Here is a 14,135-nt window from a genome sequence, read left to right as displayed (position 1 = left end):
AGGCCGTGTTAAAGAATCCGGACGCCACGGACGACGTCCGCGCCGCGGTGGGGCAGGCGATCCGGCGGGCGCGCGAGGCCGCGGGGCTCTCGATGCGCGCCCTCGCGCGCGCGAGCGAGATGAGCCAGCCGTTCCTGAGCCAGGTCGAGAAGGGCGAGACGAGCCCGTCGCTGTCGAGCCTCTACCGGCTCGCGCATGCGCTCGGGCTACCACCGAGCCAGCTCATGCCGCCGGTGAGCGCGCCGCGCGGCGTGTCCGTGCTGCGCCAGGGCGAGGGGCGTGAGCTGCGGGTCTCCGACGCTCCGGGGGCGGCGAGCGGGCGGCTCCTGTCCGGAGGCGCCGGCCACCTGCTGGAGGTGGTCGAGTACCGCGTCGAGCCCGGCGCCGACCTCGGGGGCTGGTTCGAGTCCGACGGCGAGATGACCGTCTACGTGGTCGACGGCGAGGTAGAGGTCACCCTGGAGCACGAGGGCTCCTGGCGGCTGGGGGCCGGCGACGCGATCAGCCACCCGGCCGACATCCGGCACCGCTGGGCGGTGGCCGGCGACGCTGCGGCGAGGATCCTGCTCTCGGTCGCGCACACGCACCCGGCGGTGGCGCGCACGTAGTCCGGCGGCACGGGCGGAGGCTCCTCCGCCCCGGGATTGTGCTGTTTCCGCCGAAATTATTCGTCACTCTCGCGTCATGCCGGCGAAACGGGCCGCCCCTACCTTGAAAAACAGGCCCGCACCGAGTGGGTCCTAAATCGCTACTAGTCAGCACAATGTGTCTGCTTGCGTCGGCCCCCACCGACTCTCGCGATAGGAGCCCCTCGTGCCAGTCTCTCGCCGCCCCTCGGTCCGCCCCTCGGCCCGGCTCGTTGCCGCCGCCGCCCTCGTCCCCGTCCTCGCGCTCGCCGGCTGCGGCCGCAGCGCCGACCCCGCATCGTCCGCACCGTCGGCCCGCGTCGACGACGCACCCGCCACCGGCACCGTGGAGCTGTGGGCTCCCGACGGCGACGCGACCGCGCTCGACGACGTCCTCGCCTCCTTCAAGGAGGAGAACCAGGACCTCGACCTGCAGATCACGCTGGTCCCGGCGGACGAGTACACGACCAAGCTGCAGGCGGCGGTCGCCGGCGGCGCGGGCCCCGACGTCGCGCAGCTCTACACCGAGTCGCAGGCCCAGTTCATCGCGGGCGGCGCCTTCGCTCCCGTGCCCGAGGACCTGGTCGACAGCGACTCGTTCTTCCCCGGCGCGTGGGAGTCCGGCGTCGTCGACGGGGTCGCCTACTCGATCCCGTGGTACGCGTACACGTACGCGCTGGTCTACCGCGCCGACTTCGCCGAGGCCGCCGGTGCGGAGGCGCCGGCCGCCTGGGACGACGTGATCCCGTTCTTCGAGGCCCTCCAGGACGGCGGCGCCGAGCAGGGCCTGGGCGCGGATGTCGGCTGGGACGTCTACAACGGCCAGGACGTCGCGCAGTACCTGTGGCAGGCAGGTGGCGCGCCGATGTCGGACGACGGCGCCGAGTGGACCCTCGACACCCCGGAGATGGTCGACGCGCTCACGTACAACCAGTCCTTCTTCACCTCCGGGATCGCCGACCCCGACGCGCCCGGCTTCCTCGACTCCCAGCCGTACTTCGTCGAGGGCAGGACGGGCGCCATGATGACCGGCCCCTGGGTGATCGGGCAGCTCGACGACGTCGCCGGCGAGCAGGGCTGGACCGAGGAGCACGTCGCTACCGCGCCACTGCCGGGCGGAGCGGGCGGCAGCGTCGGCGCGATCGCGGGCGGCAGCTGGGGCGTGCCGACCGACAGCGACAACCCGGACGCGGCCTGGAAGCTGCTGCGCCACCTCGCCGAGCCCGAGACGCAGGTCGCCCAGTACGAGGCGCTGACCTCCCTCCCCGCGGTCCGGTCCGCCTGGGACGACCCCGCGATCGCGGACCAGCCGCTCCTCGACGCGTTCTTCGACCAGCTCGAGAACGCCCGGACCTACCCGCAGGTGGAGCCCTGGGCGCAGATCGCGACGCAGCTCGGGGTCGAGATGGAGGCGGTGGCCAAGGAGCAGCAGACGCCGGAGCAGGCCGCGGCGGCCATCCAGTCCTTCGCCGAGAGCCTGGGCACCGGGACGGAGTGAGGCGCTCATGACCGCGACCATCACCCCGGGTGCGCCGTCGGCCCTGCGGCCCGCGCTGCGCCGGCCGGTACCGCTCCGTCGGCGAGGATCCGGCGCGCAGCGCCGCACCGCCGTCGCCTGGCTGTTCCTGACGCCGTTCCTCGTGGTCTTCCTCGTCTACACGGCGATCCCGACCATCGCAGCACTCGGCTTCAGCCTCACGGACCTGCGCGGCACCGACCTGCGCAACCCGTTCGCGGTCGACTTCGTCGGCCTCGCGAACTACGTATGGCTCTTCGCCGACGACCGGTTCGTCCGTGACCTCGGGAACACGGCGGTCTTCGTGCTGGTGGGGGTCCCGCTCACCATGCTGATCGGGTTCGCCCTCGCCCTCGCCCTCAACGCGGGAGCACGCCGGACGCGCGGCGTGTTCCGGACCATCTTCTTCGCCCCCGTGGTGACCAACGTCGTGGCCGTCGCGCTCATCTGGCAGTACGCCTTCAACACGAACGGCACCGTCAACGAGGTGGCCGCGAACCTCGGGTTCGCGGGGCCGAACTGGCTCGGCGACCCGGACCTGGCGATGCCCGTGGTGATCCTGCTCGGCGTGTGGCGCAACTTCGGCACCGCCATGGTGCTGTTCCTGGCGGGGCTGCAGGGTGTGCCGGAGGACGTGCACGAAGCGGCCGCCCTGGACGGCGCGGGGTGGTGGCGTCGCCTGTGGCACATCACCGTGCCCCTGCTCATGCCGACGATCCTGCTCGTCTCCGTGCTGCTCACCGTCTTCTACCTGCAGGTGTTCGACGAGCCCTACCTGCTGACCGACGGCGGCCCGCTGGGCTCCACCGAGTCGGTCGCGCTGTACACGTACCACCAGTTCGGCTTCGGCCAGCTCGGGCTCTCGTCCGCCGCGTCCTTCGTCATCCTCGTCCTGGTGGCCGTGGTGAGCATCGTCCAGTTCAGACTGCTGAGGCCCCGCACATGACCACTCCGCACATGACCGTGGCCGCACCGGCCGACATCAGACGTCCCGGACCCAAGGTTCTGCTCCAACTGGCTCTGGCCGCCGCCGCGGGGCTCACCCTGCTGCCCTTCCTGTGGGTGGCGAGCGGCTCGCTGCGCAGCCTGGACGACATCCGCGCCGACCCCGGCGCGTGGCTGCCGAGTGAGGTGACCTTCGACAACTTCGTGCGGCTGTTCGCGATCCAGGGGTTCAGCACGTTCCTCGGGAACAGCATCGTGGTCGCCGCCGTCGTCGTCGCGGGCAATCTCGTGGCCGCGTCGGCCGCGGGGTACGCGCTCGCCAAGTTCGACTTCGCCGGCAAGCGGCTCGCCTTCGGCGCCGTCATGGCGGCGCTCATGGTGCCGTACACCGCCACCTTCGTCCCGCAGTTCGTCGTCACCATGAACATCGGCCTCGTCGACACCCTCGCGGGGATCGCGCTGCCGAGCCTCGCGCTGCCGATCTCGATCTTCATCATGCGGCAGTACGCGTCAGCGGTACCGGACGAGCTGCTGGAGGCCGCGCGGATCGACGGCGCGGGCGAGCTGCGCATCTTCTTCCGGATCTTCCTGCCGCTGGCCGGACCCGCCCTCGCTACTGTCACGATCATGTCGTTCCTCGCCTCCTGGAACAATTTCATCTGGCCGCTCGTCGTGGCCCAGAGCACCTCCACCTACACCCTGCCGGTCGGGCTGGCCGCGACCAGCCAGGCCGCGCAGAACGTCACCGACTACGGGCTCGTGCTCGCCGGCGCCGTCGTGGTGATGCTGCCCGTGCTCGTGCTGTTCCTCTTCCTGCAGCGCCACTTCGTGCAGGGCGTCGCCGCCACGGGGCTCAAGTGACGTCGGGACTGGATCAGAGCGGCATCCGCCGGGTCAACACGGCTGCGGCGCTGCGGGCGCTCGCGGTCTCCGCCGAGGCGATGACGATGACGGCGCTCGCCGAGCGGACCGGCCTGTCGCGGCGCACGATCGAGCTGATCCTCGTCGCGCTCGTGGACGCGGGCTGGGTCGCCGAGCTCGACCGGGTGCCGCTCTCGGGCGGGGCGGGCAGGCCGCCGCGGCGCTTCGAGCTCCGCGCCCAGCACGCCCTGCTCGCCGCGGTCCGGATCAACACGCTCGAGGGCGCGGCGGTGGTGTCCGACGTGCGCGGGAACATCCTCGGACGTGCCCGCCGCGCGCTGCGGGAGTACCACGACCCGCGGTCCACGCTCGACGACGCCGCCGACCTCGTGCGGGAGGCGCTGGTGGACGCCGGTGGAACGGTCGACCGCCTGCGCGCGGGCGCCGTCGCGAGCGGTGGGGCGATCGACGCCGACGGCGTCGTCCGGCGGCTGGTGTTCACCGAGCACTGGGCCGGCGTCGACCTGCCCGCCGAGCTGGGCAGCCGCATCGGCATACCCTGGTTCGCGGACAACGACGCCAACCTCGGCGCCCTCGCCGAGCGCTGGCGTGGCGTGGCGCGGGACCACGACGACGTCGTCTGGGCTCAGCTGGGCAGCCGCGCGGGCCTGGGCATCCTCATCCGGGGAGCGGTGCACCGCGGTTTCCAGGGCGCGGCCGGCGAGATCGTCGAGGCGGCGTCGATGCGGGCAGGCACCCTCGACGACCATCCCATCGCGTGGCTGACGTCCCCGGTCCCGAGTGAGCGGGCGTTCGCGCGGGACCGCGTGGCGGCCGCGCGGGCGGGGAATCCGGCGGCTCTGGCCGAGGTCGACGAGTTCGTCGAGCACACCGTGTCGATCCTCACCACGCTGTCCTGGACCATCGCGCCGTCGCTCATCGTGCTCAGCGGCGGGATGGAGGACGCCGCGGACGTGCTCCTGCCGCGCGTCCGGGACCGGATGCGGGCGGCGCGCAACCCGGACATCGAGCTGCGGGCCACGTCGCTCGGCCCGGACGGGCCGCTCATCGGAGCCCTCAAGTTCGCCCTGGACCGCATGGACACCCAGCTCTTCGGCCCGGTCGTGCACGACGCATGACGACCTGTCAGACGTACAGGTCACTCGCGTGACCTGTACGTCTGACACCTGCTTATGGAGGATTTTTGACTTATTCGCGCAACACCAGCGTCCTGATCGTCGGTGGCGGCCTCATGGGCTCGACGGTCGCCCGGCTGCTCCGGGAGGCCGACCCGGCCGTCCGGATCCGCATGGTCGACGCGGGCACGGCGATCGGGGCCACCCCGGGCCTGCACCTGCACGACGTGCCGGAGCCCGAGCTCTGGGAGCGCTACAACGAGCGTGTCGCGAGCGGCATCCAGGGCATGTACACGGGGGCCGACGTCGACCGGGAGCCCGTCGGCGACGTCGGACGGCTCGGGCCCGGGATGTTCCACGCGCTCGCGTTCGGCGAGGACGCCGAGGCGATGCCGGGCGCAGCCATCGCGTGGAACGCGGGCGGGATGGGCGTGCACTGGACGGCAGCTACCCCGTGGCCCGCGGGCGAGGAGGTGTTCGACGGCGGCGACGCGGACGGCTGGTCGGACGACCTGGCGACCGCCCGCCGGGTGCTCGGTGTGCATCCGGCCCCGATCGGGCCGACCAAGGTGGGACAGGTCGTGCTCGACGTGCTCGGGGAGCACCTCGCCGGCGTCGGACCGCCCGACCGTGCGCCGCAGCCGATGCCGATGGCGGTCGCGCCGGCCGTCGAAGGGCCGCTGGTCCGCACGGGCCCGTCAGTGATCTTCCCGCCGATCGCGTCCGGCGGCGACGACGGCTTCGAGCTGCTCACCGGCGTCCTCGTGACCAGGCTGCTGGTCGACGGCGACCGGGTGCTGGGTGCGCGTGTCCGGCGGGTCGCCGACGGGGCGGAGCAGGAGCTGCTCGCCGACACCGTGGTGGTGTGCGCGGACGCGCTGCGCACGCCGCAGCTGCTCTTCGCCTCGGGGATCAGGCCGTGGGCGCTCGGGCGCTACCTGAACGAGCACGCGTTCGTCACCGGGCGGGTCCTCATGGACGTCGGCCGGTTCGGGCTCGACCTGGCCACGCTGCCGCTGCCGCGGGTGGGGGAGTTCTGCACCGACTCGCTCTGGATCCCGCAGAACGGCCCGGCCCAGCCGTTCCACGGGCAGATCATGAACACGACATACGTCGACGCGGCCGGACGCCCGCTCGCCCACTCGGTCGGTCTGTCGTTCTACACCCCGGTGGAGTCGCGGCCCGCGAACCGCCTCGTGTTCTCCGAGACCGAGACGGACGCGGCGGGCCTGCCGCGGATCGGCGTCGAGTTCGCCTACTCCCCGACCGACCTCGAGCTCATCGACCGCGCGCTCGCCCGTGTGCAGGAGATCGCGGAGCTGTTCGGCCCGTTCGACCCCGAGACGGAGCGGGCGCTCCTGGTCCCCGGATCGTCGTTGCACCTCACCGGCACCGTCCGGATCGGGGAGCACGACGACGGTACGAGCGTCGCGGACACCACCGGACGGGTCTGGGGCTTCGAGAACCTCTACGTCGCCGGCACCGGTGCGGTGCCGACCCCCGTGGTCGCGAACGCGACCCTCACCGGTGCGGTAACCGCCGTCCGCACCGCCCAAGCCGTAACCCGCCGCACCGCGAAGTAGAGCCCGCGTCCGGACACCCGCTCTACTTCGCGACGCGGCGCACCGCGAAGTAGAGCGTGCGTCCGGACGCTCGCTCTACTTCGCCAACTGACTTGTTTGCTGGATCGACCTGAGGATGCCGAACATGCTCGCTGAGCACATCACTACCGAGTACCGCATCGCCCTGCCGCCGTGGGTGGGCGACGAGCTGGCCGACGTGCCCGACGTCGTCCCGGACCGGGGCGACCGGATGCGGCTCGTGCACCGCCTGGCCGACCGCAACTGGCGGGAGGGGAACGGGGGACCGTTCGCCGCTCTCGTCGCGGAGAGCGAGACCGGGCGCATCGTCGCCGTCGGCGTGAACGTCGTGCTCGCCAGCGGGGTCTCCAGCGGTCACGCGGAGGTCGTCGCGCTGGGGCTCGCGCAGCGCCGGTCGGGGGCGTGGGACCTCGGCGGCGCCGGGCTGCCCGCGCACGAGCTCGTCGTCAACTGGCGGCCGTGCATCCAGTGCTACGGGGCGACCATGTGGTCCGGGGTGCGCACCCTCGTCGTCGCGGGCGACGGGCCGGAGCTCGAGGAGATCACGACCTTCGACGAAGGTCCGCTCGGCAGCGACTGGGCGGAGCAGTTCGAGCGTCGCGGCATCCGCGTGGTGCGGGACGTGCTCCGGGAGGAGGCGCTCGGCGTCTTCCGCGCCTACCGCGCGGGGGTGGACGCGGGCGGGTCCACCGTCTACAACGCGCGCCAGGGCACGACGGCGGGCGCGGCTCTGGGCACGGATGCGAGCACGACGGCGGGCACCACGCCGGGCACCACTCCGGGCACCACTTCGGGGACGACGGGGGCGATCGCATGAAGCTGCGCGCCGACCGGGTAGCCCTGAACCCGATCCAGTGGGTCAACCTGAAGGCCGACCCGTCGGACCCGGACAGCGAGGACCTCTGGCTCTTCGCCGACCCCGCCTTCCGGGACGCCTATCCCGGCGTCCTCGCCCAGGTGCGGGACGCCGGCTTCGCGGCGGTGATGATGGAGGTCCTCGACACCCAGACCCTGCAGTCGTACGAGCGGATGGTGGAGGAGGCGGGCCTCGTCCTGGCGCCCGGCTACGCGAGCATCGCCCTGCCGGAGGAGCACGGCACGCTGCTCGCTCCCGGCAGCGCCGAGGAGGTGCGCTGGTATGACGGCATCCGCCGCAAGGCCGAGGAGTCCAACTACTTCGGGCTGGACACCGTCTTCCTCGCGCCCGCGATGAGCTGGGCGCCCGGGACCCGGCGCACCCTGGAGCGGACCGCCGTCGGGGCCGACTTCGACGCCGCTCGCCTGGACCGGGTGATCGACGTGCTCGGAACCGCGGCGGAGGTCCTCGCCGCGGAGGGCGTGCGCGCCGGACTGCACAACCATGTCGGCACGTGGATCGAGACCGAGGAGGAGATCGAGCGCGCTCTCGCCGCGATACCGGCGTCCCTGCTGGGCGCTTCCTTCGACATCGGGCACCTGGCGTGGGCGGGGATCGACCCCGTGCGGATGCTGGAGCGGCACGCCGACCGGCTGGTCGACCTCCACGTGAAGGATCTCGACCTCACGGTGGCCGCGGCCAGCCGCGCCGAACCGGCCCCGTACAGCACGGTCGTCGACCGCGGCCTCTTCCGCGAGCCGGGACTCGGCGACATGGACCTCGACGCCGTGCTCGCGGCGCTGCCCGACCGATGGGACGGCTGGGTCATGATCGAGGTGGACCGCGCCTCGATGGACCCGAGGGCCAGCGCGGACGTGAGCCGGGCCTGGGTCGAGGCCCGGCTCGCCTGACTCACGTTCAGAAGGACCCAGACGGCCGTAACCCCCGGGGTTATGGTCGTCCGGAGCGTTATGGTCGCCTGGAGCCTGTTACCGCGTGCCGACGACGTGGTGCCTGGCCCGGAACCCGAGCACCTGCTCGGCGGCCGTGAGGTCGTAGGGCACCGCGCGCCCCTCGACCGGCCGGCGCACCGGAGTGTCCGGGTGGTACCGGCGCAGCAGGTCCGCGGTGGGTTCCGGCACCAGCGTCTCGGGCGCCGCGACGTGGATGACGACGGCGCCGTCGGCCGCGCAGCCGAGCGCGAGCCAGGCCGCCTCCGCGGCGTCGCGCGTCTCCAGGTAGGCCCACAGGCTCCCCGCGCCGATCGCCGGGTCCTTCGCCACGGCGTCCGCGTACTCGGTGAGCCGCTCGTCCGTGCCCCCGATGAACGGGTACCGCAGTGCGACCACGGGCATCCCGTAGCGCCGCGCCATCATGTCGGCGGTGAGCTCGTCCGCCCGCTTCGAGAGGGCGTACGCGTCGGCGGCCTGGTCGGGTGTGGAGTGGTCGACGGGCACGTAGACCGGGTGCAGCTCCCGCCCCGCGAAGGGGAGGCCTGAGGCGGCCTGGCTGCTCGCGATCACCGCCCGGCGGACGCCGGCGCGCCCGGCCGCGTCGAGCACGGTGAAGGTCGACAGCGTGTTGGTCCCGAAGACGACCTCCGGCGGATCGTCGAGCGGGGTCGGGATGGCCGCGAGATGGATGACGCCGTCGGCCCCCTTCATCGCCCGCGCCGCCGCCTCCGGCGACCGGGCGTCGCCCACGACGACGCGGTCGGCGGGCAGGTCGCCCGGATCCTCCAGGACCAGCGCGGTGGCCGGCACCGACTCCCTGGCGAGCACGTCGAGGACCGCGCGGCCGACGCGGCCGGCGGCTCCGGTGACCAGTACGCGCTGAAACCGGGTGATGGCGTCCTCCTCAGGTGGATGTCCGGAGTCATTCTGCCCGCGTTCGACGGCATTCGGGCCGTGGTGACGCGCGTCTCCCCGGACTGTCTCTTGACAATCTGAGTGAGTGCGCTCAAAGTTGAGTGAACTCAGAAACTGAGCAGGGGTACTCGGACTCGAAGGAAGTCACCATGCGCGCGTTCGTCATCAGCAAGTACCAGGGGCCGCTGCACGAGGCGGACGTTCCCGAGCCTGTCGTCGGGGAGCACGACGTGCTGGTCCAGGTCCAGGCCGCCGGGCTCAACGTCGTGGACGAGAAGATCCGGCAGGGGGCGTTCAAGGCGTTCCTCCGGTACGAGCTGCCGCAGGTCATGGGCAGCGACGTCGCCGGAACGGTGATCGGCGTCGGCGCGCAGGTGCGGGGCTTCGCCGTCGGCGACCAGGTGTATGCCCAGCCCCGCACCGACCGCATCGGGACCTTCGCCGAGCGCATCGCGGTGCACGAGGCGGACGTGGCCCTCGAGCCCGAGACGGTGACGCCAGAGGAGGCTGGCTCCTTGCCGATGGTCGCGCTGACCGCGTGGCAGGCGCTCGTCGAGCGGGGCGACGTGCAGCCCGGGCAGCGGGTCCTGATCCACGCCGGCGCCGGCGGCGTCGGCACCGTGGCGATCCAGCTCGCCAAGCACCTCGGCGCCACGGTCGCGACGACGGTCAGCGCCGGCAACATCGACTTCGTCCGGGAGCTCGGTGCCGACAGCGTCGTCGACTACCGCGACCAGGACTTCGAGCAGCTCCTGGACGGGTACGACCTGGTGCTGGACAGCGTCGGCGGGGAGAACCTCGAGCGGTCCCTGCGGGTGCTGCGCCCCGGCGGCAAGGCGATCGGGATCGTCGGACCGCCCGACGCCGCGTTCGCCCGCGAGCGAGGCCTGAACCCGGTGCTGCGCCTCGCCATGGCGGCACTCAGCGGGAAGATCCGCCGTCAGGCGAAGAAGCTCGGGGTGACCTACGAGTTCCTCTTCATGCACCCCAGCGGCGACCAGCTCCGCCAGATCAGCGCCCTCGTCGACAAGGGCGTGCTGCGCCCCGTCGTCGGGCGGGTCTTCGACTTCGACCAGGCAGTGGAGGCCATGGCGTCGATCGGCAAGGGCGGCATCCGCGGCAAGGCAGTCATCACCAGGGCCTGACCGGCCCTTCTCATCATTCGCAGAACCCAGAAGGGGAGAAAACCATGAGCATCAACGACACCTCGCACGTCATCACCTCCTACGCGCTGGCCCCGGCCCGCACGATCGACGCCGGCGGCATCACCTACGCCTACCGGGAGCTCGGCCCGAAGGGCGGCATCCCCGTCGTCTTCTTCGTGCACCTCGCCGCGACCCTCGACAACTGGGACCCCCGGATCGTCGACGCCATCGCGCACAACCGCCACGTCATCACCTTCGACAACCGCGGCGTCGGGGCCTCCACCGGCAGCGTTCCCGACAGCGTCGAGGCGATGGCCGACGACGCGTACACGTTCGTCAGGGCCCTCGGCTTCGACACGATCGACGTCTTCTCCTTCTCGCTGGGCGGCATGGTCGCGCAGGACCTGGTGGTCAAGCACCCCGAGCTCGTCCGCAGGCTGGTCCTGACCGGCACCGGGCCGCGGGGCGGCAAGGACATGGACAAGGTCGTCGGAGTCACCTACTGGGACATCCTGCGCGCAACCCTGACCCGGTCGGACCCCAAGGAGTTCCTGTTCTTCAACCGGAACGCCACCGGCAAGCCCGCCGCGAAGGCGTTCGTGAACCGGCTCAAGGAGCGCACCGTCGACCGCGACAAGGACATGTCGCTGACGGGGTTCCGCACCCAGCTCAAGGCGATCCAGAAGTTCGGCCGCTCGGCGCCGTCCGACCTGTCGAGGATCACGCAGCCCACCCTGATCGCGAACGGCGACAACGACCGCATGGTGCCCTCCGTCCTCTCCGACGACCTGCACCGCCGCATCAAGGACTCGACGCTCGTCATCTACCCGGACTCCGGGCACGGCGGCATCTTCCAGTTCCACGAGAAGTTCGCCCCGGTCGCCGCCGAGTTCCTCGCCGGCTGACCGCACGTCTCGCCCGATCCACACACCGCGCGACCAGACACCGCGCGACCAGACACCGCGGCGCTGGTCACCGTGGAAGGATGGCACCCAGCTACGAAGGAGGGCAGCCATGCCACTCGCCTCCAAGCCGGTCGGACGGCGCGAGCGGAACAAGCAGCTGAAGCTCGAACGCATCATGGCCGCCGCCACGGAGCTCTTCGCCGAGCGCGGCGTCGACGACGTCACGACCCAGGAGATCGCCGACAAGGCGGACATCGGGGCGGGCACGCTGTTCCTCTACGCCAAGACCAAGGGCGAGCTCCTGCTGCTCGTGCAGAACTCCACCTACGCCGAGGCCCTCGTCCGGGGAAAGCAGGCGGCCGAGGCCATCACGGACCCGCTCGACGCGGTGATGGCGATCGTCCGGCCGGTCGTGGAGTGCAACCGCAAGCAGGTCGAGAACGGGCGGACCTACCTGCGCGAGATGATCTTCGGCGACCCGGCCGAGCCCCACCACCACGAAGCCCTCGGCCTGAGTCAGCAGACCGAGGAGGCGGTCGCCGCGATCCTGCGGCGCGACGGACGCCGTACCGCGCAGGACGCCGCGGCACGGGCGCGCATCGTCTCCGCGATCATGTTCGTGAGCATGGCCGCGTCCTTCAACGCCGACAGGCCGGTCGAGGACATCGTGGGCGAGATCCAGGAGCAGGTCCGCTCGGTCCTGCCGGGCTGAGCCCACCGGGGGCACCGGCCGGGCCGCGACCGCCGGTCATCGGCGCACGTACGGGGCGGCGGGGCCTGGGTCGTGGGTCGGGATCACCGTGATGCGGCCGTCGAGGGCGGCCAGACGGCGCACCGTCCGCATCGCGCCCGCGCGGTCCAGGTCGGTGAGGCGGCCGGGAAAGGACCCCGTGGGCCGTACCTTCTCGATCTGCAGCACGTGCCAGACGGCGTCGCCCGCCATGAGCGCCCAGTCGCCCCCGCCGAGGTGGAGGAGTACGCCGACGCTGCCAGGCGTGTGGCCCGACATGTCGACGAGCACGACGGAGCCGTCGCCGAAGAGGTCGTGGCTCCTCTCGAAGCTGAGCACCGGCGGGCCGTCCAGGTCGTAGAACGTGACGGCCCGGTTCTCCAGCGGCCGGCGCACCACACCCTGCGGCGCACGTGCGCCCCCCATCGCCCAGTCCCACTCGGAGCGGCTCGTGCGGATCGGGACCTGCGGCAGGTCGACCAGACCCGAGACGTGGTCCCAGTGCAGGTGGGTGGGCAGGGCGAAGTCGATGTCCGCGGGCAGGACGCCGAGGTCGTCGAGCGAGTCGGTCACGCTGATCACGTCCGACGGCGGCGTGACGACGGCCCGCATCGGCTGCGGAAGCTGCGGCAGCACGCGGTCCCGGATGTCGTCGCAGATCGCCGGGTCGATCAGGAACGTCGCCCTCGGGTGCCGCACGAGGAAGGTGGTCATCGAGCTCAGCACCCGGGCCGGCTCCCGGACGCCGCGGACGATCGCGAACGTCGGCACGGGCCGGGCGACCTGGGCGAAGGCGGTCAGGGTCACCGCGGCGGACGGCGTCGGCAGCCCGGCGTCCGGCAGGGTGGCCTCGAAGTCCGCATCGGGCCGGTCGGATCGAAGGGGGTCGAGAAGCAGTGCGGCGGCGGCGCCGACCGACCGGGCCAGCGCGGGTAGCCCTGGCGTGCGGGAGGAGAGGTCGGGAGCGTCGGCCCTGGTTGTTCGCGGCATGTGTGCGAGGCTATTTCTTCAGGTCGACCTGAAGGCAAGGGAGCGTTCGCATGACCGCACTGCGTATCGGTGAGGTGGCCGCCCTCGTCGGCGTCGAGACCCACGTCCTGCGGCACTGGGAGGACATGGGCGTGCTGGTCCCGCCGCGTTCCGCGACGGGCCAGCGTGTCTACGACGACGACGCGATCAGCCGCGCGCGCGTGATCCGGCGCTGCCAGCGCGCGGGCCTCTCGCTCGCGCAGATCCGGGCGCTGGGCCCCGACGACAGCGCGTCGAGACGCGCCGTCGTCGAGGATCACCGCACCCGCATCGCGGACGACCTGCGACAGCTCCAGGCGACCGACCGCTTTCTCGGGCACCTTCTCGCGTGCCGGCACAGCGTGATCAGCGAGTGCCCGGAGTGCTCGGCGTTCGCGGAGGTCGGCCCAGGTCAGCCCACGAGCCGGAAGATCGGGAACACCCGTCCCTCCGCCGTCTTCTCGTAACCCGCGAAGCCGCTCGAGAACGCCTTGAAGCGGTCCCACCAGGCGTCGCGCTCGTCGCCGGTGATCTCCTCGACCTTGACCTGCAGGGTCTCGACGGGGTCGCCGGGAACCTCGAGGTCCACCTGCTCGGTCCGGCGCAGGCCGTAGACCCAGGCGGGGTTCTTGGGCGAGCCGCCGGCCGACCCGACGATGTGCCAGGCGCCGTCCTCCTGGATGGCCGCGAGCGGCGCGATACGGATGCTGCCGTCTTTGCGGGGTACATGCACGAGCACGAGTCCCTTGCCGAACTGGACGGGCTCGTTGACCTCTCCGCCGTTGGCGCGGAAGGTGTCGATGATCTGCTGGTTGAAGTCCATGCCCGCACCAACGCCGCCGTCGGCCCAGGACATTCCGACCAGGCGCAGGTCAGTTCACCCGGCCCTTTCGTTGCCGTATGCACCTCCGGCTCGCACAGTGTGATCTGGACCACAT

General features: G+C 71.9%; 15 protein-coding genes. 12 read left to right on the top strand and 3 right to left on the bottom strand.

The features are described 5' to 3' along the window. Nucleotides 1-5 precede the first annotated feature (5 nt). The 8 genes from ACNYC2_RS20675 to ACNYC2_RS20640 all read left to right on the top strand — a co-directional run bounded on the left by ACNYC2_RS20675 (nucleotide 6) and on the right by ACNYC2_RS20640 (nucleotide 8,452). Entirely contained in the window at nucleotides 6-608 is a 603-nt protein-coding gene (locus ACNYC2_RS20675) for a helix-turn-helix domain-containing protein (RefSeq protein ID WP_419703598.1), read from the top strand. Nucleotides 609-813: 205 nt separating this feature from the next. Continuing rightward, nucleotides 814-2,124: an extracellular solute-binding protein gene (locus ACNYC2_RS20670; protein ID WP_419703597.1), complete on the top strand. Its 1,311-nt coding sequence runs from the start codon at nucleotides 814-816 to the stop codon at nucleotides 2,122-2,124. A 7-nt stretch (nucleotides 2,125-2,131) separates the two neighbouring features. Continuing rightward, nucleotides 2,132-3,088: a carbohydrate ABC transporter permease gene (locus ACNYC2_RS20665; protein ID WP_419703596.1), complete on the top strand. Its 957-nt coding sequence runs from the start codon at nucleotides 2,132-2,134 to the stop codon at nucleotides 3,086-3,088. Beyond that, on the top strand, nucleotides 3,085-3,948 hold the full coding sequence (locus ACNYC2_RS20660) for a carbohydrate ABC transporter permease (RefSeq protein ID WP_419703595.1): 864 nt from the start codon (nucleotides 3,085-3,087) through the stop codon (nucleotides 3,946-3,948). Before ACNYC2_RS20665 ends, ACNYC2_RS20660 begins: the two co-directional genes overlap by 4 nt. Further along, nucleotides 3,945-5,087 (top strand): ROK family protein, encoded by a 1,143-nt coding sequence (locus tag ACNYC2_RS20655; RefSeq protein ID WP_419703594.1) that lies wholly within the window; start codon nucleotides 3,945-3,947, stop codon nucleotides 5,085-5,087. Before ACNYC2_RS20660 ends, ACNYC2_RS20655 begins: the two co-directional genes overlap by 4 nt. 65 nt (nucleotides 5,088-5,152) lie before the next feature. After that, nucleotides 5,153-6,667 carry a GMC oxidoreductase gene (locus ACNYC2_RS20650; protein WP_419703593.1) on the top strand — a complete coding sequence of 505 codons (1,515 nt, stop codon included), beginning with the start codon at nucleotides 5,153-5,155 and terminating at the stop codon, nucleotides 6,665-6,667. A 124-nt stretch (nucleotides 6,668-6,791) separates the two neighbouring features. Further along, nucleotides 6,792-7,502, top strand: a complete 711-nt coding sequence (locus ACNYC2_RS20645) for a nucleoside deaminase (RefSeq protein ID WP_419703592.1) — start codon at nucleotides 6,792-6,794, stop codon at nucleotides 7,500-7,502. After that, a complete protein-coding gene (locus ACNYC2_RS20640; protein WP_419703591.1) occupies nucleotides 7,499-8,452 on the top strand; it encodes a sugar phosphate isomerase/epimerase family protein in 954 nt (317 codons plus the stop codon). Before ACNYC2_RS20645 ends, ACNYC2_RS20640 begins: the two co-directional genes overlap by 4 nt. 78 nt (nucleotides 8,453-8,530) lie before the next feature. On the opposite strand, the gene ACNYC2_RS20635 is transcribed toward ACNYC2_RS20640, so the two are convergent. Further along, the gene (locus ACNYC2_RS20635) at nucleotides 8,531-9,367 is read right to left on the bottom strand and encodes an NAD-dependent epimerase/dehydratase family protein (RefSeq protein WP_419707871.1); all 837 of its coding nucleotides are present in this window, start codon (nucleotides 9,365-9,367) and stop codon (nucleotides 8,531-8,533) included. A gap of 191 nt (nucleotides 9,368-9,558) precedes the next feature. Here ACNYC2_RS20635 and ACNYC2_RS20630 point away from each other — a divergent pair, with 191 nt between their 5' ends. The 3 genes from ACNYC2_RS20630 (at nucleotide 9,559) to ACNYC2_RS20620 (ending at nucleotide 12,171) form a co-directional block, all read left to right on the top strand. Next, nucleotides 9,559-10,554: an NADP-dependent oxidoreductase gene (locus ACNYC2_RS20630; RefSeq protein WP_419703590.1), complete on the top strand. Its 996-nt coding sequence runs from the start codon at nucleotides 9,559-9,561 to the stop codon at nucleotides 10,552-10,554. Nucleotides 10,555-10,598: 44 nt separating this feature from the next. Then, nucleotides 10,599-11,459 (top strand): alpha/beta fold hydrolase, encoded by an 861-nt coding sequence (locus ACNYC2_RS20625; protein WP_419703589.1) that lies wholly within the window; start codon nucleotides 10,599-10,601, stop codon nucleotides 11,457-11,459. Between the two features lie 109 nt (nucleotides 11,460-11,568). Continuing rightward, complete coding sequence (locus tag ACNYC2_RS20620) at nucleotides 11,569-12,171, top strand: TetR/AcrR family transcriptional regulator (protein WP_419703588.1); 603 nt, start codon at nucleotides 11,569-11,571, stop codon at nucleotides 12,169-12,171. Between the two features lie 36 nt (nucleotides 12,172-12,207). Here the strand turns inward: ACNYC2_RS20620 and ACNYC2_RS20615 are convergent, their stop codons facing one another. Beyond that, the gene (locus ACNYC2_RS20615) at nucleotides 12,208-13,179 is read right to left on the bottom strand and encodes an MBL fold metallo-hydrolase (protein ID WP_419703587.1); all 972 of its coding nucleotides are present in this window, start codon (nucleotides 13,177-13,179) and stop codon (nucleotides 12,208-12,210) included. A 50-nt stretch (nucleotides 13,180-13,229) separates the two neighbouring features. Between ACNYC2_RS20615 and ACNYC2_RS20610 the strand changes: the two genes are divergently transcribed. Further along, nucleotides 13,230-13,664, top strand: coding sequence for a MerR family transcriptional regulator (locus ACNYC2_RS20610; protein ID WP_419703586.1), 435 nt, complete (start codon nucleotides 13,230-13,232; stop codon nucleotides 13,662-13,664). On the opposite strand, the gene ACNYC2_RS20605 is transcribed toward ACNYC2_RS20610, so the two are convergent. Continuing rightward, the gene (locus ACNYC2_RS20605) at nucleotides 13,610-14,020 is read right to left on the bottom strand and encodes a nitroreductase/quinone reductase family protein (protein WP_419703585.1); all 411 of its coding nucleotides are present in this window, start codon (nucleotides 14,018-14,020) and stop codon (nucleotides 13,610-13,612) included. The genes ACNYC2_RS20610 and ACNYC2_RS20605 overlap by 55 nt on opposite strands. Nucleotides 14,021-14,135 lie beyond the last annotated feature (115 nt).

Origin of the sequence: Promicromonospora sp. NFX87 (assembly GCF_048564965.1) — a bacterium.
Lineage (GTDB): Bacteria > Actinomycetota > Actinomycetes > Actinomycetales > Cellulomonadaceae > Promicromonospora.
Note: the sequence above shows the minus strand (reverse complement) of the source record. Positions and strands in the feature narration are given on the sequence as shown.

Coding starts and splice junctions, on each gene's coding strand:
- ACNYC2_RS20665 (WP_419703596.1), top strand. CDS start 2,132: ATGACCGCGACCATCACCCCGGGTGCGCCGTCGGCCCTGCGGCCCGCG.
- ACNYC2_RS20640 (WP_419703591.1), top strand. CDS start 7,499: ATGAAGCTGCGCGCCGACCGGGTAGCCCTGAACCCGATCCAGTGGGTC.
- ACNYC2_RS20625 (WP_419703589.1), top strand. CDS start 10,599: ATGAGCATCAACGACACCTCGCACGTCATCACCTCCTACGCGCTGGCC.
- ACNYC2_RS20605 (WP_419703585.1), bottom strand. CDS start 14,020: ATGGACTTCAACCAGCAGATCATCGACACCTTCCGCGCCAACGGCGGA.
- ACNYC2_RS20645 (WP_419703592.1), top strand. CDS start 6,792: ATGCTCGCTGAGCACATCACTACCGAGTACCGCATCGCCCTGCCGCCG.
- ACNYC2_RS20630 (WP_419703590.1), top strand. CDS start 9,559: ATGCGCGCGTTCGTCATCAGCAAGTACCAGGGGCCGCTGCACGAGGCG.
- ACNYC2_RS20615 (WP_419703587.1), bottom strand. CDS start 13,179: ATGCCGCGAACAACCAGGGCCGACGCTCCCGACCTCTCCTCCCGCACG.
- ACNYC2_RS20660 (WP_419703595.1), top strand. CDS start 3,085: ATGACCACTCCGCACATGACCGTGGCCGCACCGGCCGACATCAGACGT.
- ACNYC2_RS20610 (WP_419703586.1), top strand. CDS start 13,230: ATGACCGCACTGCGTATCGGTGAGGTGGCCGCCCTCGTCGGCGTCGAG.
- ACNYC2_RS20620 (WP_419703588.1), top strand. CDS start 11,569: ATGCCACTCGCCTCCAAGCCGGTCGGACGGCGCGAGCGGAACAAGCAG.